Source organism: Saccharopolyspora sp. NPDC047091 (assembly GCF_040643635.1).
Taxonomy (GTDB): Bacteria; Actinomycetota; Actinomycetes; order Mycobacteriales; family Pseudonocardiaceae; genus Saccharopolyspora_C.
Genome location: NZ_JBEYUS010000044.1, coordinates 17,207 through 35,989, shown reverse-complemented (window position 1 = coordinate 35,989; position 18,783 = coordinate 17,207). Strand labels below are relative to the sequence as shown.

The window sequence follows — 18,783 nt, the reverse complement described above, 5'->3', positions numbered from 1 at the left end:
ATTGGTCCCGGTTCCACTTTTTTCGGCGGAACCGGTGTGACCTCCCTCCCGGTGGCGCTGCGGCAGACGTGGTGAGGGGTCGTGCAGTGCACTTCGGACGACGGCTCGACGACGGGTCGAGCAGGTGGGAGCGGGTCCGGCCGCCCGGTTTCGGGCGCTCCCGGGTGTGGCGCAGCCCGCTGCGCAGCACCTGGCTGACCTCGGTGCTCGGGATGGTGCTGCTCGTCGCGCTGCCGATCGTCGTCCTCACCGGGTTGCTGTCCTACGCGGCCTACGGTCCCCGGTTCGGGCAGGCGATGCCCGCGGAGACCGGGTGGTTGCGGCTGCCGCTGTTCGATTGGCCGACCCGGCCGTCGTGGCTGTTCCGGTTGAACCAGGGCGTGCACGTGCTGCTCGGGCTGGTGCTCGTGCCGGTGGTGCTGGCGAAGCTGTGGTCGGTGATCCCGAAGCTGGTCGCCTGGCCGCCGGTGACCTCGCCGGCGAAGGCGCTGGAACGGCTGTCGTTGCTGCTGCTGGTGGGCAGCGTGCTGTTCGAGCTGGTGACCGGCGTGCTGAACGTGCAGTACTACTACGCGTTCCCGTTCAGCTTCTACACCGCGCACTACTGGGGCGCGTGGGTGTTCATCGGTTCCTTCGCCGTGCACGTCGCGCTGAAGCTGCCCGCCGCGGTGCGGGCGCTGCGCCGCCGCGGCGGGGAGGACGACCTGGCAGCGGTGCGGCCCGCGGCGGCCACCCTGAGCAGGCGCGGTTTCCTGGCCACCGTCGCCGGGGGCGCCGCGCTGATCGGGCTGCTCACCGCCGGGCAGACCTTCGACGGGGCGCGGCGGACCGCCCTGCTGTCCCCGCGCTACCGGGACGCCCCGGGACCGAACGGGTTCCAGGTGAACCGGACCGCCGCGGCCGCGGGCATCTCCGCCGCGAGCACCGGCCCGGAGTGGCGGCTGCGGCTGCTCGGCGGTGCCGAACCGGTGGAGCTGGACCGAGCCCGCCTGCTCGCGCTGCCGCAGCGCACCGCCGAGCTGCCCATCGCCTGCGTCGAGGGCTGGTCGACCACCCAGCGCTGGACGGGGGTGCCGCTGGCCGAGCTCGCCCGCCTCGCCGGGGTGCCCGACCCCGCCTCGGCGCACGTGCGGTCCCTGGAGACCGGGGGTGCGTTCGCCGCCGCGACCCTGCACCCGGGGCAGGTGCTCGATCCGGACGCGCTGCTCGCGCTGCGCGTCAACGGGGTGGACCTGAGCGCCGACCACGGCTTCCCGGCGCGGGTGATCGTGCCCGCGCTGCCCGGGGTGCACAACACCAAGTGGGTCGCTTCGATCTCGTTCCGGAGGAGGTGAACCGTGCGCCGCGTGACCCGACTGCTCGGCACCGATCCGTTCCGGTTCCTGGTGCTGCTGGGGAGTTTCGCGCTCACCTGGTACGCGTTCCGGCTGCTGCGCGACGAGCCGGAGCTGCCTGCCGTGCTGCTGTGGTTCGTCGCCGCCGCCGTCGCTCACGACGCGGTGCTGCTGCCGCTGTACGCCCTCGGCGACCGGGCGCTGACCGGGGTGTTCCGGCGCGCGCACCCGGCCGCGGTGAACCACGTTCGGCTGCCCGCGCTGGGCAGCGGACTGCTGTTCCTGGTGTTCTTCCCCGGGATCCTCGGGCTCGGCGCCGCCGATCACGCGGCGGCGACCGGTCAGGACCAGGAGCCGTACCTGGGCAACTGGCTGCTGGTGACGGCCGTCCTGTTCGGCCTCAGCATCGGCTGGTGGATCGTGCGGGTGCTGTCGCGGGCCGTCCGCGGGCGCGGCGGCTCCGAACCGGGGAAGGCACCGGACCTCGCAGGAAGGACGTCGTGAACACCACCGGGGGAGAGGAGCGCCGGGTTCCCGCGCTCACCAAGATCGCCCTGCTCGTCGGGGGGCTCGGCGTGCTCGCCGCGCTCGCGCTCCCGTTCGCGCCGGTCGCCACCGAGCGCACCACGGTGACCTGGCCGCAGGCCGGGCGGCCCGTCGAGTCCACCACCGCGTTCTTCGTGCCGTACCGGCCGGAGCACGTGCGGGTCGAGGTGCCGTGCTCGGTGGTGCGGGCCGGGCTCGCCCGCGGGACCGCCACCACGCTGGTGAGCAGCGCGCTGCCCGGCAAGCCGACCGAGGGTTTCGCGGTGTCCGCGGTGGACGGATCGGTGCTGGTGCTCGTCGGCGGCGAGCAGGTGCACCGCGGCCCGGTCGCCGCGGGCGACTGCGGGCTGTCCCTCGATGCCGGTGCGCACGGCAGCACGCTGCGCCTCGGGCCGCGGACCATCGACCTGCCGGACGCGCAGGTCCGCGAGGTGTTCGCCTTCGCCACCGATCTGGACCCGGTGGCGGCGGACGGGATGCGGGTGACCGCGCGGACCGCGGACTGGTTCCAGAGCACGCCGAGCGCGGCGAAGATCGCGCTGATCGGGGTGGCGGTCGCGGCGATGCTCACGTCGCTGGTGCTGCTCGTGGTGGGGGATCGGCGGCGCGGCGGATCCGGTTCGTCCGGCGGCGGATCGGATGACGGTTCCGCAGTGGATGAGTCCACTGTGGTCGGAAAGAGGACGGGTGGTGGTCCCGGACGTCCGGCCCGCCGCTCGCTCCTGCTGATCGACCTCGGCCTGCTCGTGGTGTTCGCGGCCTGGCTCGTGCTCGGCCCACTCAGCCCCGACGACTCGTTCACCGAGGGCATCGTGCGCAACGCGCTGCGCACCGGCGACTTCACCAACTACTACCGGTGGGAGAACTCCTCCGAAGCACCGTTCACCCTGGTGCTGAACCTGATCAGCCCGCTGGTGGCCCTGCACGCCCCGCCGCTGCTGCTGCGGGTGCCGAGCGTGCTCGCCGGACTGCTCACCTGGCTGCTGCTCAGCCGCGGCGTGCTGCCGGTGGTGCTGCCCGAGCACGCGCGCCACCTCGGCACCCGGGCGCTGCTGGCGGTGGCGCTGCTGGTGTGGTGGTTGCCGTTCGACCTCGGGGTGCGCCCGGAACCGTTCATCGCGCTCGGCACCACCGCGGTGCTCACCTGCGTGCTGCGCGCCACCGCCGGGCCGGGCGGGGCGAGCGTGCTGCTGCTCGGGCTCGGCGCGCTCGCCGGCGGTCTCACCGTCGCCGTCAACCCGGTGGGGGTGACCGCGGTGGCTCCGGTGCTGCTGCTGGCGCCGCGCATCCTGCGCGGGCTGCGGGCCCGGGGCGAGCCGCCGTGGGGGTGGTGCGTGCTGGGCGGCTGCCTCGCCTCGGTGGCGCTGGTGGCGATGTTCGCCGACCAGTCCTGGTTCGGCGCGCAGCAGGCGACCGCGCTGCACCGGTTCTACGGCCCGGACGTCGGCTGGTTCCAGGAGATCCGCCGCTACCAGTACCTGCTCGGCTTCGGCGACTACCAGGGCGGGCTGGCGCGGCGGCTGCCGGTGCTGCTCACGATCGCGGTGGCGGGGTGCGCGACGCTGCTGGTGGTGCGCGGAGCCCGCCGGCTGCCGGGGATGCGGCTGGTGCCGCTGCCGCTGGGCTGCCTCGGCATCGGGTTGGCGCTGCTGTGGCTGACGCCGTCGAAGTGGACGCACTACTTCGGCGCCCTCGCCGGGTTCGGCGCGATCGCGCTCACCGCGGGGATCGTGCTGCTCGGCGCGTGCGCGCGGGAGTGGTCGGCGCGGCGCGAGGTGCTGCTGCTGGGCGGTGTCGGCACCGTCGGCGCGATCGCGGCCGCCTGCCTGGCGTTCGCCGGCACCAACACCTACTTCCTGTACTCGCACTTCGGGGTGCCGCGCGACGAGCTGCCGCTGCGGCCGTTGAACGGACCGCTGCCGTGGGTGCTGCTGGTCGCCGTGCTGCTGGGGTGCGCGCTGCTGCCCCGCTTCGGCGGCCGGGACGCGGCGCGCCGGATGCTGGCCCGGATGCCCGCGGTGGTGGCGACCGCGGCGGCCGGAGCGGGCGTGCTGGTGCTGCTGGTGTCGTTCGCGGCGGCGCCGATCGCGCGGGCGGGCGGCTACTCGGTCGGCGGGCAGCTCCTGGGCGAGCTCTCCGGCGGCGGCTGCGGCATCGTCGACGACGTCGTGATCAACGCGGATGCGCCGGGCGGCGTGCTGGCGCGCGCGGAGGGCGACGACGAGCTCACCGGCTTCACCGACGGCGGCGGCAGCCTCCCGCCCGCGGGCACCGGACCGCAGCGGTGGGGCAGCCGGACCGGCGGGGCGATCAGCACCGGTTCGCTGCGCAGCGGATGGTTCGCCGCCCCGGTTCTCGGTCCGGACCAGCGGATCGCCGTGTCCGCGGCCGGGCGCACCGGGGACGGCAACCGGCTCGCCCTGGAGTTCGCCCGGTCCACCGCCGACGGCCCGCCCCGGCCGCTCGGCACCCGCGTCCTCGACGACTCCGGTGACGAACGGGACGCGCGCCCGATCTACCCGGCCGACCGGCAGATCGAGCAGCGCCCGCAGGTGCACCCCGAGTGGCGGACGCTCGTCGCCGACCAGGTGCCGCCCGGCGCCGACCGGGTCCGCGTCGTCGCCGCGGACGGCACCACCGACCGGGACGGCTGGCTCGCGGTGACCGGGCCGCGAGTGCTGGACGTGGTCCCGCTGCGCGCCCTGCTCGCCGGGCGGCCGGACGTGTACGTGGACTGGTCGATGACCTGGGTGGCCCCGTGCCTGCGGGACGTGCCGCGCGTCGGCGGCGGGCTGGCGCAGGCGCCGACCGCGCTGCTGAACCCGCCGGAGTCGCTCGGTTTCGACGGCACCGCCGCGTACAACCGGGACATCGGGGGCGGTTTCGCCGGGGTGGACGAGGTCGGCCGCCGCACCCCGATCCCCACCGAACCGCTCGGTCCGCACGATCCGCGCTACCGGGACTGGGGGCAGGTCGCCACGGTGTCGTACCCGATCGCCCGCGACGCCTACGACACCCGCACCACCTGGGAGCTCCGCTGGGGTTGGCAGGGGGAGGGGTTCCGCGTGCCCGGGCCGCTCAGCGCCGAGTGAGCCCCGGAGCGCGAGCGGCACCGCGGAGCAGGCCGAGCGCCACCAGGTGCAGGGTGAGCAGGACGGCGATCGACTCCACCGCGAGCAGGCCGATCAGCACGAACAGCTGCACGGCCCCGGCTTCGACCGGAGTGGCACCGCCCAGCAGCATCCCGACGAACGCGCCGGGCAGCGTCACGGTCCCGGCGGTGCGGGTCTGGTCGAGCGCCGGGACCAGCGCCCCACCGGCGACCGGCCGCGCGATCTCCAGCCGCGCCTCGCGGTCGGTCAGGCCCAGCACCAGCGCCGCCTCCACCTCGCCCCGGCGCTGGTGCAGCTCGTCGAGCAGTCGCCGCCCGGCCAGCGAGGTCGCGGTGAGCGCGCCGCCGATGAGCTGGCCGACCAGCGGGACGAGGACCAGCCCGGTGGGCGGAAGCGCTTCGCCGATCAGCAGCACTGCCACCACCGGACCCACCCCGGCCGCGATCGGCACCGCCGCCCACCACCAGCCGGGGCCGGTGGTGACGCGGCGACCGGCGGTGCGGACGGCGATCGCGAACATCGCGGTGATGAACGGGGCCACCAGGACCGGCGAGCCGACGACCTGCGCGATGATCGACGACACCAGCAGCAGTTGCACCGCGCCCCGGGCGCCCGCCGCCAGCACCGGCCACCAGCGGCCGTACCCGCCGACCGCGACCACCGACGCCGCGGTCCCGAGCAGCAGGACGACCGCGGCACCCAGCGCCGGGGTGACCGGGATCGAACCCGATCCGGAGGTCGGCAGCATGCCCGCGAGCGTATCCACCTGGCGGGGCGACCCCGCGTCACCAGCCGGGTCTAGCCGGTGCGATCGGGCGCGCCGCTCTCGTCGGCGGTGCGGTCGGGCGCGTCCGCGGGCCGCCGGGAGCGGAGCAGCGCGGTGCCCGCCAGAACGAGCGTCGACATGGCGGCGGCGACGACGAACGCCGCCCGGATCCCGGCCTCGTCCGGTGCGCCGGGCCGGGCCGACCACAACGTCATCACCGTCACGAACAGCGCCGTGCCCGCCGCCGCGGCCAGCTGCTGACAGGTCGTCAGGATCGCGCTGCCGTGCGAGTGCAGCGACCGGGGGAGCGCACCGAGCGCGTCGGTCACCAGCGGCGTGAAGTTCAACGCCAGCCCGATCGACATCAGCACGTGCAGCAGCACCACCAGCCAGATCGGGCTGTTCCCGCCGAGCGTCGCGAACGCCCACAGGCTCAGGCACAGCAGCACCGACGCCGGCACCACCAGCGCTCGCACCCCGAACCGGTCGTAGGCGCGGCCCACCGGCGGTCCGAGCAATCCCATCACCACCCCGCCCGGCAGCACGACGAGCCCGGCGACGAGCGAATCGCGGCCGAGGACCACCTGCACGTAGAACGGCAGCAGGATCACGGCGCTGAACAGCGCCATGTATCCGGCGACGCTGAGCACCAGCGGCACCGAGTAGTCCCGCACCGCGCACGGCCGCAGGTCCAGCAGCGCCTTTCCCGTGCGCTGCAACCGGATCTGGCGCACCACGAACACCGCGACCAGCACCGCGCCGAGCACGATCCACGGCCAGGCCGGGCCGCTCCCCGCGACATCGGAGTCCGATGTGGACGGATCGGTCTCGGCGGAGACCGTCAGCCCGTACACGAGCGTGGCGAACGCGACCGCCGCCAGCAGCACCGACGGCACGTCCAGCCGGGCCCGCGACGTGCTGTTCGCGATGTCCAGCCGCCGCAACCCCGCCACCAGCGCCAGCAGCCCGATCGGCAGCACCAGCCAGAACATCCACCGCCACCCCAGCGCCGACAGCACCACCCCGGCCGCGGCGGGACCGACGGCGGGCGCCACCGCGAGCACGATCGACGTCGTGCCCATCACCTGCCCGCGGCGCCCGGCGGGCACGATCGCGAGGATGCTCGTCATCAGCAGTGGCACCATGATCGCCGTCCCGGACGCCTGCACGATGCGGCCCGCGAGCAGCAGCGCGAACCCGGGGGCCCCGCCGCACAGCGCGGTCCCGGCGCTGAACAGGCCCATCGCCGCGCCGAACGCCTGGCGGACGGTGCAGCGCTGCAGCAGGTACCCGGTGGTGGGCACCACCACGGCCATCGTGAGCAGGAAACCGCTGGAGAGCCACTGCGCCGTCGCGATGTCGACGCGCAGGTCCACGACCAGCGACGGCAGCGCCACGGACATCACGGTCTCGTTCAGCACCATCACGAACGCCGAACCGACCAGCAGCGCCAGCCCGAGCAGCGCCCCGTCCGGCAACCGCTCCACCGCCGCGGGATTCCTCCGGGGGACCAACCGAGCCTCCTGTCGCTGGACGTCTGGACCGGCACCGGCCGCTGCGGGCCGTCGGGTTCGAGGGGCGCGCGAACTCGGTGGTGTCAGGGGAGTCCGTCGCGGACGCGGGCGAGCACGTCGGCGGTCGAGCGGGGCGGCGGGCGCACGTCCGGGTCGGCGGGAACTCGCGGACCGGGCATCGCACTCCGCCTCCCTCGCGCCGCGGAGCGCCACCGGCAGCGCCCCCGGAACCGGAACGATACGCACTTCGCCGCGGCCTGTGCAGAGGTTCCGCCGAGCGGGGTCGACTGTTCGGGGCAGCGGCGGGGTGCACCGGTCGGTGCGCGCGATTCCCCCGTCAGCACCAGGATCTCCCCGATCTCACCCAGATCGCCGAGCTCCGTTCGGCCGGGTGCGATCGCCGGAGTTCCGCCGCCGCGCGGGATCTCCCGTTCGCGGTGCTTCCCGCAGCGTCCGGCCGCGGAACTCGGGGTGCTCGCGGGTCTGGGCGAGCATCCCGGCGCCGCGCTGGCGCCGAGCCGCGCGCCACCGGGGTGCTCGACCGGGGCGACCGCTTCCCGTCCGAACGCCGCGGGCAGGCGCCCGCAGGAGGTGCGATGTGCCGGAGCCGTCGCCGCCGCGGACCGCGATCCGTTCGCCGATGCGGAACTCGGCGTCGAACGGGTCGGTCGGCCCGGTCGGCGCGAGGCGTTCGCACACCACCGCGCGGGGCGAGAAGGCGCACTCGGATCCGGCGGGTGCGCGACACCTCCTCCGGCGGCCCGGCCTCGTCGGAGCGCCGCGGGCGGGTGCGCTGCGTGCGGCGGAACGCGTCCACCTCGAACGGGGGACCACCCGGTTTCGGCGCCGGGGAATCGCGGCTCCGACATCGGGTAGAACGATCGCTTTACATCGGTAGAGCGATCCTTCTACCATCGGCGCATGACCGGTACCAGGCAGCGGATCGCGGGCGAGCTGGAGCGCAGCTTCGCCGAGAACGGCTTCGCCGAGCAGGGGGTGGAAGCCCTGCGCGCGGAGGCCGACGTCTCGCTCCGGACCCTCTACAAGTACTTCCCCAGCCGCGAGGCGATGATCGTCGGCGCGCTGGAGCACCGGGACCGGGTGTACTTCGACTGGCTCGACGGCGGACCGGACACCGGCGTCGACCACGTGCTGCACCTGCTGGTCCGGCTCGGCGACTGGCTCGCCGAGGTCGCGAACACCGGATGCCTGTTCATGAACGCGCTCGCCGAACACCCGGACAGCGCGCCGATCGCCGCGGCCGTCCGGGAGCACAAGGAGAAGCTCGCCGACGAGTTCCGGATCCGCCTGGAGCACATCGCACCGGACCACGACACCGCCCACCTGGCCGAAACCCTGTTCCTGCTGCACGAGGGCATGACGCAGTCCGCCCGGTTGCAAGGTCGGGAACGCGCCTGCGCCGCCGCGCTGCGCGCCGCCCGGGCCGCGCTGGCGGCCGAGGACGTCCGCTAGCACCGCCGAACCGGATCGGAGTCCCGCGTGAAGATTCGCGAAGTGCACGTCTACACCCACGACCTGCCGGTGCGGAACCCGCCGCGGGTCATGGCCAGCGGCACCGTGTGGTCGCTGGAGACCACGCTGGTGCGTCTCGTCGCCGAAGACGGCACCGAGGGGTGGGGCGAGACCTGCCCGGTCGGGCCGACCTACGCCGAAGCGCACGCCGGTGGCGCCCGCGCCGCGCTGATCCAGCTGGCGCCCGGGCTGATCGGCGCGGAACCGTGGCCGGTGGCGCTGCACCGCACGATGGACGGGCTGCTCAACGGGCACCACTACGCGAAGGCGGCGATCGACATCGCCGCGCACGACCTGATCGGGAAGCGGCTCGGCGTGCGCGTCGCCGAACTCCTCGGCGGCGGAGCGGTGCAGCGGGTGCCCACCTACTACTCGGCGGGCGTGGGCGAACCGGACGAGGTCGCGCGGATCGCGGCGGAACGGGTCGCCGAAGGCTATCCGCGGTTGCAGGTGAAGCTCGGTGGCCGTCCCGTCGACGTCGACATCGAGGCGGTGCGCAAGGTCTGGGAGGTCGTCCGCGGTTCGGGCGTGCGCCTGGCCGCGGACGGCAACCGCGGCTGGAACACGCGCGACGTGCTGCGGCTCAGCCGCGAGTGCGCCGACATCCCCCTCGTGCTGGAACAACCCTGCGACACGGTCGACGAGGTCGCGCGCATCCGGCCGCAGGTGCAGCACCCGATCTACCTGGACGAGTCCGGCGTCAGCCTGAACGCGGTGATCTCCGCGGCCGGGACCGGGCTGGTGGACGGTTTCGGCATGAAGGTGACCCGCATCGGCGGGCTCGCGCCGATGCGCGCGTTCCGCGACCTGTGCGCGGCGCGGCACCTGCCGCACACCAGCGACGACGCGTGGGGCGGTGACGTGATCGCCGCCGCCTGCGTGCAGCTGGGCGCCACCATCCGGCCGGACCTGAACGAGGGCGCGTGGATCGGGGCCCCCTACATCGAGGGGCACTACGACCCCGCGGGCGGCATCCGCATCGAGGGCGGGCACATCGCGCTGCCGGAGGGACCCGGGCTCGGCGTCACGCCGGACCGGGACCTGTTCGGCGACCCGGTCGCGAGCTTCTGAACCGCCCGCTCCGGTAGCCCGGGGTGGGTCGATTCCACGGGCTCCACCGGAGAAATCGCCGCCCTCGCGCGGAAGCGGTCCGCGGCGGCGCCGGTGTCGTGGTGATGTGCTCAGCGGTTCCGCCGCTGATCGGAACGAGGACGAGGTCCGCCGCTGAGGCGGCGAATCACTAGGAGTGGGACATGAGGTTCTCCGGACGGAAGGCGCTCGTGACCGGTGCGGCCGGTGGCATCGGCGCCGTGCTGGTGGAGCGGTTGCGCGCGGAAGGCGCGCGGGTCGCGGTGGCGGACCGGGACGTGCGCGGGATCGAGGCGGAGGCGCACCTGCCCGGTGATCTGCTGGACCCGGCCTACGCGGACGGACTCGCGCCCGCCGCACGGGAAGCGCTGGGCGGGCTGGACGTGCTGGTGAACAACGCGGGCGTGATCAGCCGCGGCCCGGTCACGGAGACCTCCGACGCCGACTGGGCGCTGTCGGTCGGGGTGAACGTGGAGGCCCCGTTCCGCATCTGCCGGTCCGCGATCCCCCTGCTGGCGGCCGGTGGCGGCGGCGCGATCGTCAACGTCTCGTCCTGCTGGGGCGGGAAGGCGCCGGGGCGGAACCACGCGCTGTACTGCATGACGAAGGCGGCGATCGCCTCGCTCACCCAGTGCATGGGCATGGACCACGCGGAGCAGGGAATCCGGGTGAACGCGGTCTGCCCGAACGAGGTCAACACCCCGATGCTGCGCAGCGGCTTCGCGAAGCGCGGTTTCGACCCGGACACGGCGGTGGCCGAGCTGGGGCGGACGGTGCCGCTCGGGCGCATCGCGGAACCGGCCGACATCGTGGACGTGGCCCTGTTCCTGGCTTCGGAGGAGGCCCGCTACATGTGCGGCGCACTGGTGGAGATCAACGGCGGGAAGGCGGTCGCATGAAGCGCTTCGACGGCAAGGTCGCACTGGTCACGGGCGGGCGCGCGGGCATCGGCCGGGCGATCGCCCGGCGCCTGCGCGACGAGGGCGCCACCGTGTTCACCGCGCAACGCGGCGCGGACGACGAGTTCCACGCGATCCCCTCGGACCTCGCCGACCCCGACGCCCCGGCCCGGATCGTCGGCGACGTCGTGGACCGCGCCGGGCGGCTGGACTTCCTGGTGAACAACGCGGGGATGATGCAGGAAGCGGCGGTGGAGGCGATGTCGCTCGACGACTGGCAGCGCACCCTCACCGTGAACCTGACGGCCCCGTTCCTGCTGATCCGCGCAGCGCTGCCGCACTTGCGGGCGACGCGCGGGAACATCGTCAACGTCGGCTCCATCGAGGGCCTCGGCGCGAACCCCGGGCACGCCGCTTACTGCGCGACGAAGGCCGGGCTGCACGGGCTGACCCGCGCCGTCGCCGTCGACCACGGCCCGGAGGGCATCCGGTGCAACGCGGTCGCGCCGGGCTGGATCGACACCGACCTCAACCTGGAATTCATCGCGGCCACCGCGGATCCCGCAGCGTTCCGCCGGAACATCGGGCGCATCCACCCGGTCGGCCGCACCGGCGATCCGACCGAGGTCGCCGCGCTCGTCGCGTTCCTCGCCGCGGACGAAGCCGGTTTCATCACCGGCAACGTGTACGCGGTGGACGGTGGGCGGATGGCGAAGCTGAGCCTGCCGTGACCCGGCCCGGTCACCCCCGGCGGCGCGCGTAGATCCGTTCGCCGTCCGGCCCGGTCCACTCCATCCGCACCACACCGGCCACCGCGGCGTCGCCGACCCGGGACTCGTCGGCCCAGTAGCCCGCGGCCGGGTTGCGGAAGAACGTCGCCCACAGCCGCCCGTCGGCATCGGTGAACAGGTTGTTGTGCCCGGCGCCGACACCGGCGGTCCAGCGCTTCGAGTACGGGCCCGCGAAGGAGTCCGCGACCGCGATGATCGCGTCGTACTGGTACCGGTCGCCGCCGGAGTCGTAGGCGTGGCGCCCGTCGCCCGCGTCCCGGTTCCAGGCGGCGTGCACCAGGTAGTACTTGCCTTCGTGCCGGTGCACGTAGGCGCCTTCGAGGTACGGCTCCGGATCGTAGGGCCGCTGCCGGAACCGCGGGAGGTCCGTGGTGTGCACGAGGTCCTCCATGTCGTCCCGGAACTCCGAGTACAGGTGGTTGTGCAGCACCAGCCACGCCCGGTCGCCTTCGGTGTGCAGGCCGCCGTCGATGTGGTGGTACACCGAAGGATCGACGCCGTCCGGTGCGTCGCCCACCAGGTCGCCGAACGGCTTCACCAGGTTCCCCTCGGCCACCCGGTACGGACCGGCGAGGCCGCCTTCGCTCTTGAGCAGGAACGAGCCGACCTTGCGCGAGTGGTCGCCCATGCACGCGACGACGTACCAGGTCCCGCGGAAGAAGTGCAGTTCCGGAGCCCACACGTCGCCGCGCCGGTCCTCCCCGCCGTGGTACTCCTGCCACGGGGCGACGACGGTGCGGCCCGGCGCGTTCTCGGCGGCGAACTCCGGCGACCACAGCTTGCCGCGCTCCGCGTCCGGCCGGATTCCCGTGGTGTCGACGAGTTCCCACGGCCCGTCCAGCGATTCCGCGGTCCACGCGAAGATCCCGTCGTTCCACGGTCCCGCACCGGTGAGCTCCGGAGCCCGCGTGGTGCCGGTGGCGACGTAGATCGAACGCCCGTCGACGACGAAGTGGTTGACGTAGGTGTCCCGGATCCACACCCGCCCGAGCTCCTCGTCCCGGGGGCGCAGCTCCAGGTCCAGCACCCGGGAGTTGTCGTCCCGCGGCCACAGGTCCTCCCGCACGTCCGCGGTCCCGTAGTGCTGCGGCTCCGGCCAGTTCGGCGGATGTTCCCGGACCTGCTCGGACATCGATCCTCCCGCGCTCGGTGGCACTCCCCGAGATCGACGTTACCGCCGCGGCGCAAGTGGTTCCGGCGGGTGCGCCCCGCGCTGCTCCTACCGGTGCGGTGGCGGGTCGAGGCCGGGGCACCCGGCGGGCCGCGGGAACCGTGCTCCGGTGAGCCGCGGCCGGGCGGACGGGTCGCGCTGTCGGTGCTCGCGCCTACGGTGGAGGTCGTGACGCCCCACGAGCTGAAGTCCGCGTGCCTGGCGATGCCCGGTGCGCGGGAGGAGTTCCCGTTCGACGAGAGCAACAGCGTGTTCAAGGTCGCCGGGAAGCTCTTCGCGATCAGCCGCCTCGACGCCGACCCGCTGCGGGTGAGCCTCAAGTGCGAACCGGACCTGGCGGTGTACCTGCGCACCAGCCATCCGGACGCCGTGCTGCCCGGCTACCACCTGAACAAGCGCCACTGGAACACGGTCGTCGTCAACGCCACCGTCCCGGACCACCACGTCCGCGACATGATCGAGGACTCCTACGACCTCGTCGTCGCGGGCCTGCCCAAGCGGGAGCAGCAAGAACTCGACTGGCTGAAGCTCCGCCAGGGGTGAGCGGTTGGCGCGCCCTGCCGCGTCCTGCGCCGGACCGCGCGCATCGCCGATCCGGGTTCGCACCGGGTGGACGGCCCGGTCGGCCGGTCGTTCCGGTGATCAGAGGTGGCGGGGGCTCGCTGCGGCCCAGGCGGTGATCAGCTGCACGGCCTGGAGGCCGAGGAGGACCAGCAGCGGTGCGGTCCAGCTGCCGCTGAGGTCGTGCACGGTGCCGAGCGCGGTGGGGCCGAACGCCGCCAGCAGGTAGCCGAAGGACTGCGCCATGCCGGACAGCGCCGCGGCCTGCCCGTGGTGGCGGGTGCGGAGGCCGAACACCGACAGGGAGAACACGATCATGCCGCCGCCGCTGAGGCCGAGCAGGATGCTCCAGACCAGCGCCAGCGCCGGGACGAGCACCATGCCGCCGAGGCCGACGACGTTGATCAGCACGAGTCCGGCGATCAGGCCGCGCTGGTCGCGGGCCCACCGGTGGATGATGGCCGCGGTGGCGAGGTTCCCCGCGATGCCGAAGAACTGCAGGACGCTCAGGTGCAGGCCCGCGGTCGCGGGTGCGGTGCCGTGCGCGGCCTCGATCTCCGGCCACCAGGTGATGATGCAGTAGTACAGCGCGCTCTGGGTGCCCATCGACACGGTGATCATCCAGGCGAGTCCGGACTTCCACGGCGAGCGGTACTGCTCGGGGTGCGGGTCGACGGCCGCGGCGACGTCGTGCCGGGGCCGGGTGGCGCGGCGCAGCTGCGGGCTGAACACGGCGAAGCCGATCAGCGCGAGGCCCGCCCAGATCCCGAACGAGACGCGCCAACCGGAGTCCGAGACCCCGGCGAGCGGCACGGCGACGCCGGACGCGAGCGCCGCGAACGCGGACTGCGTCGCCGAGTAGGCCCCGGTGACCCGCCCGCCGTCCTGCGGGAAGTCGCGCTTGATCAGCGCGGGCAGCAGCACGTTGATGAGCGCGATGGCGAAGCCGAGGGCGAGCGTGCCGATCCACAGCGCGGGGAGCCACGGTGCGGAGCGGACGACGATGCCGACGGCCAGGACCGCCAGCGCGCCACCGAGGGTGCGTTCGAGGCCGAGCCGGGCCGCCAGCGGCGGGGCGATGGGGGAGAACAGCGCGAAGCACAGCAGCGGCAGGCTCACCAGCGCGGACGCCACCGCGGACGACAGGCCCAGGTCGGCGCGGACGTCCCCGACGAGCGGGCCGACGACGGTGAGGCCGGCGCGCAGGTTCGCCCCGGTCAGCAGGATGCCCACCAGCACCAGTCCGGTCCTCAGTGGACGGTGCGATCCGGTGGTGTTCGATGCGTGTTCGGCCGTGCTGGTGGGGTTCACGTCGGCAGCTTTCGTGGAGCGTGGATCTCGGTGCGTGCGCGAGCGGTGCGCGTGATCGTCGCGAGTGGGACCGGATCGGTGGTCCTCGCGCGGTCGCGCGGGCCTGCACGTCCGGCCGGTCGGCACGGGCGGGAGCGCCCGGCGTCCAGCGGTGTTCCCCGCTCGGATGGCCGAGCGACGGTCACCGGCAAATGTATGACATCTGCACCGGGGTGCCAAGTTGACGTGCGTCACCCGGGATGCGCGGTGTCCGCGTCGTTCTCCGCGCGCACGAAGGCCTCCCGTGCGTGCTGCAGCAGACGGGTCGCCGCCTCGGCCGCGGCGTCCGGATTCCGCTGCTGCAGCGCGGTCATCAGCGCGTGGTGCTCGTCCTCGTCCTCCCACTCGCCGACGAGGAACCGGCGGCGCGCGCGCTCGGACAGCTCGCCGGGGGAGTACGTCGAAGCCCGGTCCAACCCGCGGTACACATCCAGCAGCAGCGGGTTGCCCGATGCGGCCACCAGGGCGTCGTGGAACCGGATGTCGCGCTCCAGCCGGGTCTTCAGGTCGGTCGCCTCGTCCCGGGCGGCGAGCAGTCCCGCCAGCTCCCCGATCTCGTCGTCGGTGGCGCGGGCCGCGGCCATCCGCGCGGCGTAGATCTCCAGCGCCTCGCGGACCTCGAACACGGAATCGACGGTGCGCGGCGAGATCTGCCGCCGCAGCGCCGCGTCGAGCTCGCTGGCGGACCGCACGTAGGTGCCGTCCCCGGGGCGCGCTTCGAGCAGCCCGGCGTGCACCAGGCCGCGCAGCGCCTCGCGCACCGTGGCGCGGCTGGCGCCGAACGCCGCCACCAGGTCGTGCTCGCCCGGCAGCCGCGTGCCGACCGGCCACTCGCCCGACGTGATCCGCTTCCGCACCTGGTCACCGATCTGCACCGACATCGGGACCTGGCGCGAGGCGGGGCGGAAGGACATGCCGCAACTGTATGACATCTGCCCCGGCCGGCTCGTCCGCGGCGCCACCGCGAACGGGAAAACCGTGGATTTCCCAGATCATCCGGGCGCGGTGATCGCTGCGAGGATGAGTCGGCCGCCGTCGATCTTCGGATCGACCGACTTTCGGGGAGTCGACCAGTGGAGATGCTCGCGTGATCACCAGAGTGCTCATCGCCGTGCTGGCAGCGTCGCTGCTGGCACCCGCCACCTCAGCCGCGTCCGAACGGGACGACGCCTCCTGGACGGGGCCGCTGCACACCGAGGGCAGCCGCATCGTCGACGCGGATGGCAACGACTTCCAGCTGAAGTCCGGGAACTGGCACGGCGCCAGCGGAACCTGGAACGGCAGCGGGGACATCGGCGATCCCGCCAACCACCACGACGGCGAGGACTCGCACGGCATCCCGCTCGGCCTGGACCGGGCGTCGATGGACGACATCGTCGGCAGCTTCCACGAACTCGGCATCAACAGCATCCGGCTGCCGTTCTCCAACGACATGATCGACGACGCGGCCACCGTGCCCGACGACGCGGTCGCCGCGAACCCGGAGCTGCGCGGCAAGACGCGGCTGGAGATCTACGACGCGGCCGTGCAGGCGCTCACCGACGGCGGGCTCGCCGTGATCCTCAACAACCACACCAACACCTCCCGCTGGTGCTGCGGCGTCGACGGCAACGAGCGCTGGAACAGCAGCCAGAGCGACCAGGAGTGGGAGGACGACTGGGCGTTCATGGCCGCGCGCTACGCGGACAACGAGCGGGTGGTCGGCGCCGACCTCTACAACGAGGTGCGCCGCGACGTCTTCGACGACCCGAACTGGGGCCTCGGCGACGAGCACGACTGGTTCGCCGCCTCGCAGCGCGCCGGGGACCGCATCCTCGACGAGGCCAATCCGAACCTGCTCATCATCATCGAAGGCATCAACTGGACCGGGCTGCCCGTCGACGGCCTGCCGCACGAGCGGCCCACGCTGGAACCGGTGCGCGAGCTGTCGCACGAGCTGGCGAAGCCCGGCAAGCTCGTCTACTCGGCGCACTTCTACGGCTACACCGGCCCGAACCACAGCGGCGCCACCGGCACCGGCGAGACGCACGACCCGCGCTACCAGGACATGTCGCGCGAGGAGCTCTACGACGTGCTGCGCAGGCAGGCGTTCTTCGTCACCGAGGACGGCAAGCCCTACACCGCACCGCTGTGGATCAGCGAGTTCGGCATCGGCCGCGGCGAGCAGGACGCCAAGGCGCGCGAGTGGTTCGCGAACTTCACCGACTTCATGGTGGACGAGCACGCGAACTTCGCCTACTGGCCGCTGGTCGGCTGGCAGGAGGGCGGCGAATCCGACGGGTGGGGACTGGTGCAGTGGGACCAGGACGGGAACCGGATCTCCGTCGACGACGGGGACTGGAGAGCAGAAGCCTGGCACCACCTGACCGACGGCTGAGGTCTCGTGTTTCCGCTCCTGTTGCTCGGGGGCGCCGGTGGCGGAACCTCAGCCGGTCCCTCGCGGCGGGATCGATTTCACCGGTGGCTCCGCCACAGGAGAAATCGCTGTCCTCGCGAGGAACCAGCTGAGAACCCGCTGCGGTGCCGGGTGCTCGGGTGGCCGCTGCTCAGCGGCTGCGCCGCTGACGAGACCAGGATCCGGGGCGCAGGTCCGGGAACCCGTCGGGTAGGTGCCGGTGGTCCGGGTGGGCTTTGCGCCGCCCCGCGCTGGGCCGGCCGGGTCATCAGTCCGCAGTGGATCGCTCGGCCGTTCCTTCGTCCGCAATGGACTGCGCGAGTCCCCTCGCGGGAGGGGAACGGGCCGGGTCGCTACTGGCGGCACCGGCCCGCTCGCCCGATCAGAACGGCTTGAACTCGTGCACGTAGGTGCCCGGGTGGGTGGCGCCGTCCTGGCGCACCACGCCGAAGTCGTGCGACCACGGGATCCGCAGCGGGTCCTCCTGGCCCGGCGGAATGGTGACCAGCTCGGTCGGCCGCCACGCCTCGGGGCTGTGGTCCGGGAGCACCGTCAGCTCCGCGATGCCCCGCTCGCCTGCCGTCAGCAGGTACCCGGGATCCCCGTCGTCCACCCGCGGCACCGAATAGGTGGGCCCGTGCACCGGGTCGTCCGGCCCGACGAGGTCGACGCCCGGCGCACCGCGCAGGACGCACTCGTGGTCGGAGGTGTTCGTGTACTCCAGCTGGATGCGCAGCTGCCCGGAGCCGTCGTCGAGGACCCCGCCGAACCTGGCGTCCAGATCACCGGTGCCGCAACGCGGGGTGTCGATCGACGCGGTGCGCACGGCATCGCTCCCGGCGGCGGACTGGGCGCCCAGCGCCGACTGGCCCGCTTGAGCTCCGGCTCCGCACGCCGTCATCGTCAGCGCCGTGCCCGCCAGCGCCAGCGCCCCCAGGGTGGTCCGCAGCATGTCGTGCTCCTCTCCTCGCGGGAGCCCGGTGCTCCCGCCCGCTGCTGGTAGGACGTCCGGGGGTGCACCGGGTTGCCCCGGGTGATCGACGAGCCCGGGTGATCGACGAGCCGTGCGCCGTCGTCGCGGGCGCGGGCCGCGCCGCCGATCTCGGCCCGGCTACCGTGGTGCGCCGACCGGAGAGCCCCGGTCGGGGAGCGGAGGGCGAGCGGATGCCGGGACGACGAGTGCTGGTGACGGGGGCGACCGGTGTCGGCAGCACGACCCTGGGGCGTGCGCTGGCCGTCGCCTGGGCGGTGCCGCACGCGGACGTCGACGACTACCTGTGGCTGCCCACTTCGCCGCCGTACACCGACAAGCGTCCGGTGGCGGCCCGCGTCGCGCTGATGCGATCGATGTTCGTGCCCCGGCCCTCGTGGGTCCTGTCGGGCACGCTGCGGGGGTGGGGCGACGAGGTGATCGCCGAAGCGGACGCCGTCGTGTTCCTCACCGCCCGCACCGACGTCCGCCTCGAACGGCTGCGGCGGCGCGACGTCGTCCGCTACGGCGCCGCCGTCGACGCGGGCGGCGGCCTGGAGGCCGCGCACCACGACTTCCTGTCCTGGGCGGGCGAGTACGACGACACGGACGTGCCCGGCCGTCGCAGCGCGGACGAGGCCTGGCTGGCCGGGCTGCACCAGCCCGTCCTGCGGCTGTCCGGCGAACGCCCGCTGGACGACCTGCGCGCCGACGTCCTCGACCGGCTCGGCGACGTCGACCTGCGCTGACG

At 73.6% G+C, this 18,783-nt stretch carries 16 protein-coding genes; 10 read left to right on the top strand and 6 right to left on the bottom strand.

The window, feature by feature from the left end; genetic code table 11:
* The first annotated feature begins 86 nt into the window (after positions 1-86).
* From ABZ805_RS19065 to ABZ805_RS19055, 3 genes are read left to right on the top strand one after another with little or no spacing between them, the layout of a single operon-like run.
* Positions 87-1,334, top strand: coding sequence for a molybdopterin-dependent oxidoreductase (locus tag ABZ805_RS19065; RefSeq protein ID WP_358441787.1), 1,248 nt, complete (start codon positions 87-89; stop codon positions 1,332-1,334).
* Positions 1,335-1,346: 12 nt separating this feature from the next.
* Positions 1,347-1,838: a hypothetical protein gene (locus ABZ805_RS19060; RefSeq protein WP_358441784.1), complete on the top strand. Its 492-nt coding sequence runs from the start codon at positions 1,347-1,349 to the stop codon at positions 1,836-1,838.
* Positions 1,835-4,972: an arabinosyltransferase domain-containing protein gene (locus tag ABZ805_RS19055; protein WP_358441781.1), complete on the top strand. Its 3,138-nt coding sequence runs from the start codon at positions 1,835-1,837 to the stop codon at positions 4,970-4,972. Before ABZ805_RS19060 ends, ABZ805_RS19055 begins: the two co-directional genes overlap by 4 nt.
* Here the strand turns inward: ABZ805_RS19055 and ABZ805_RS19050 are convergent.
* Both ABZ805_RS19050 and ABZ805_RS19045 read right to left on the bottom strand, forming a co-directional pair.
* Entirely contained in the window at positions 4,959-5,741 is a 783-nt protein-coding gene (locus tag ABZ805_RS19050; RefSeq protein WP_358441779.1) for an ABC transporter permease, read from the bottom strand. The two genes, ABZ805_RS19055 and ABZ805_RS19050, sit on opposite strands and share 14 nt — an antisense overlap.
* 50 nt (positions 5,742-5,791) lie before the next feature.
* Positions 5,792-7,246 carry a DHA2 family efflux MFS transporter permease subunit gene (locus ABZ805_RS19045; protein WP_358441776.1) on the bottom strand — a complete coding sequence of 485 codons (1,455 nt, stop codon included), beginning with the start codon at positions 7,244-7,246 and terminating at the stop codon, positions 5,792-5,794.
* Between the two features lie 948 nt (positions 7,247-8,194).
* Between ABZ805_RS19045 and ABZ805_RS19040 the strand changes: the two genes are divergently transcribed.
* From ABZ805_RS19040 to ABZ805_RS19025, 4 genes are all read left to right on the top strand, one after another.
* Positions 8,195-8,746: a TetR/AcrR family transcriptional regulator gene (locus ABZ805_RS19040; RefSeq protein WP_358441774.1), complete on the top strand. Its 552-nt coding sequence runs from the start codon at positions 8,195-8,197 to the stop codon at positions 8,744-8,746.
* A gap of 27 nt (positions 8,747-8,773) precedes the next feature.
* Positions 8,774-9,877 carry a mandelate racemase/muconate lactonizing enzyme family protein gene (locus tag ABZ805_RS19035; RefSeq protein WP_358441771.1) on the top strand — a complete coding sequence of 368 codons (1,104 nt, stop codon included), beginning with the start codon at positions 8,774-8,776 and terminating at the stop codon, positions 9,875-9,877.
* 182 nt (positions 9,878-10,059) lie between these two features.
* Complete coding sequence (locus tag ABZ805_RS19030) at positions 10,060-10,794, top strand: SDR family oxidoreductase (protein WP_358441769.1); 735 nt, start codon at positions 10,060-10,062, stop codon at positions 10,792-10,794.
* Positions 10,791-11,525, top strand: coding sequence for an SDR family oxidoreductase (locus ABZ805_RS19025; RefSeq protein ID WP_358441766.1), 735 nt, complete (start codon positions 10,791-10,793; stop codon positions 11,523-11,525). Before ABZ805_RS19030 ends, ABZ805_RS19025 begins: the two co-directional genes overlap by 4 nt.
* A gap of 10 nt (positions 11,526-11,535) precedes the next feature.
* Here ABZ805_RS19025 and ABZ805_RS19020 read toward each other — a convergent pair whose 3' ends face one another.
* Positions 11,536-12,717, bottom strand: a complete 1,182-nt coding sequence (locus ABZ805_RS19020; protein WP_358441763.1) for a family 43 glycosylhydrolase — start codon at positions 12,715-12,717, stop codon at positions 11,536-11,538.
* Positions 12,718-12,924: 207 nt separating this feature from the next.
* Here ABZ805_RS19020 and ABZ805_RS19015 point away from each other — a divergent pair, with 207 nt between their 5' ends.
* Complete coding sequence (locus tag ABZ805_RS19015) at positions 12,925-13,299, top strand: MmcQ/YjbR family DNA-binding protein (RefSeq protein WP_358441760.1); 375 nt, start codon at positions 12,925-12,927, stop codon at positions 13,297-13,299.
* 99 nt (positions 13,300-13,398) lie between these two features.
* On the opposite strand, the gene ABZ805_RS19010 is transcribed toward ABZ805_RS19015, so the two are convergent.
* Entirely contained in the window at positions 13,399-14,556 is a 1,158-nt protein-coding gene (locus tag ABZ805_RS19010; protein ID WP_358441757.1) for an MFS transporter, read from the bottom strand.
* Positions 14,557-14,858: 302 nt separating this feature from the next.
* Positions 14,859-15,581, bottom strand: a complete 723-nt coding sequence (locus ABZ805_RS19005; RefSeq protein WP_358441754.1) for an FCD domain-containing protein — start codon at positions 15,579-15,581, stop codon at positions 14,859-14,861.
* 173 nt (positions 15,582-15,754) lie between these two features.
* Between ABZ805_RS19005 and ABZ805_RS19000 the strand changes: the two genes are divergently transcribed.
* Positions 15,755-17,044, top strand: a complete 1,290-nt coding sequence (locus ABZ805_RS19000; protein WP_358441751.1) for a cellulase family glycosylhydrolase — start codon at positions 15,755-15,757, stop codon at positions 17,042-17,044.
* A gap of 400 nt (positions 17,045-17,444) precedes the next feature.
* Here ABZ805_RS19000 and ABZ805_RS18995 read toward each other — a convergent pair whose 3' ends face one another.
* The gene (locus tag ABZ805_RS18995; RefSeq protein WP_358441748.1) at positions 17,445-18,014 is read right to left on the bottom strand and encodes a DUF4232 domain-containing protein; all 570 of its coding nucleotides are present in this window, start codon (positions 18,012-18,014) and stop codon (positions 17,445-17,447) included.
* A 98-nt stretch (positions 18,015-18,112) separates the two neighbouring features.
* On the opposite strand from ABZ805_RS18995, the gene ABZ805_RS18990 reads away from it, so the two are divergent.
* Positions 18,113-18,781, top strand: coding sequence for a hypothetical protein (locus ABZ805_RS18990; protein ID WP_358441746.1), 669 nt, complete (start codon positions 18,113-18,115; stop codon positions 18,779-18,781).
* Positions 18,782-18,783 lie beyond the last annotated feature (2 nt).

Excerpts from the sequence above, each read along its gene's own strand:
- ABZ805_RS19050 (WP_358441779.1), bottom strand. The coding sequence starts at position 5,741 with ATGCTGCCGACCTCCGGATCGGGTTCGATCCCGGTCACCCCGGCGCTG.
- ABZ805_RS19040 (WP_358441774.1), top strand. The coding sequence starts at position 8,195 with ATGACCGGTACCAGGCAGCGGATCGCGGGCGAGCTGGAGCGCAGCTTC.
- ABZ805_RS19030 (WP_358441769.1), top strand. The coding sequence starts at position 10,060 with ATGAGGTTCTCCGGACGGAAGGCGCTCGTGACCGGTGCGGCCGGTGGC.
- ABZ805_RS19025 (WP_358441766.1), top strand. The coding sequence starts at position 10,791 with ATGAAGCGCTTCGACGGCAAGGTCGCACTGGTCACGGGCGGGCGCGCG.
- ABZ805_RS19020 (WP_358441763.1), bottom strand. The coding sequence starts at position 12,717 with ATGTCCGAGCAGGTCCGGGAACATCCGCCGAACTGGCCGGAGCCGCAG.
- ABZ805_RS19005 (WP_358441754.1), bottom strand. The coding sequence starts at position 15,581 with ATGTCCTTCCGCCCCGCCTCGCGCCAGGTCCCGATGTCGGTGCAGATC.
- ABZ805_RS18995 (WP_358441748.1), bottom strand. The coding sequence starts at position 18,014 with ATGCTGCGGACCACCCTGGGGGCGCTGGCGCTGGCGGGCACGGCGCTG.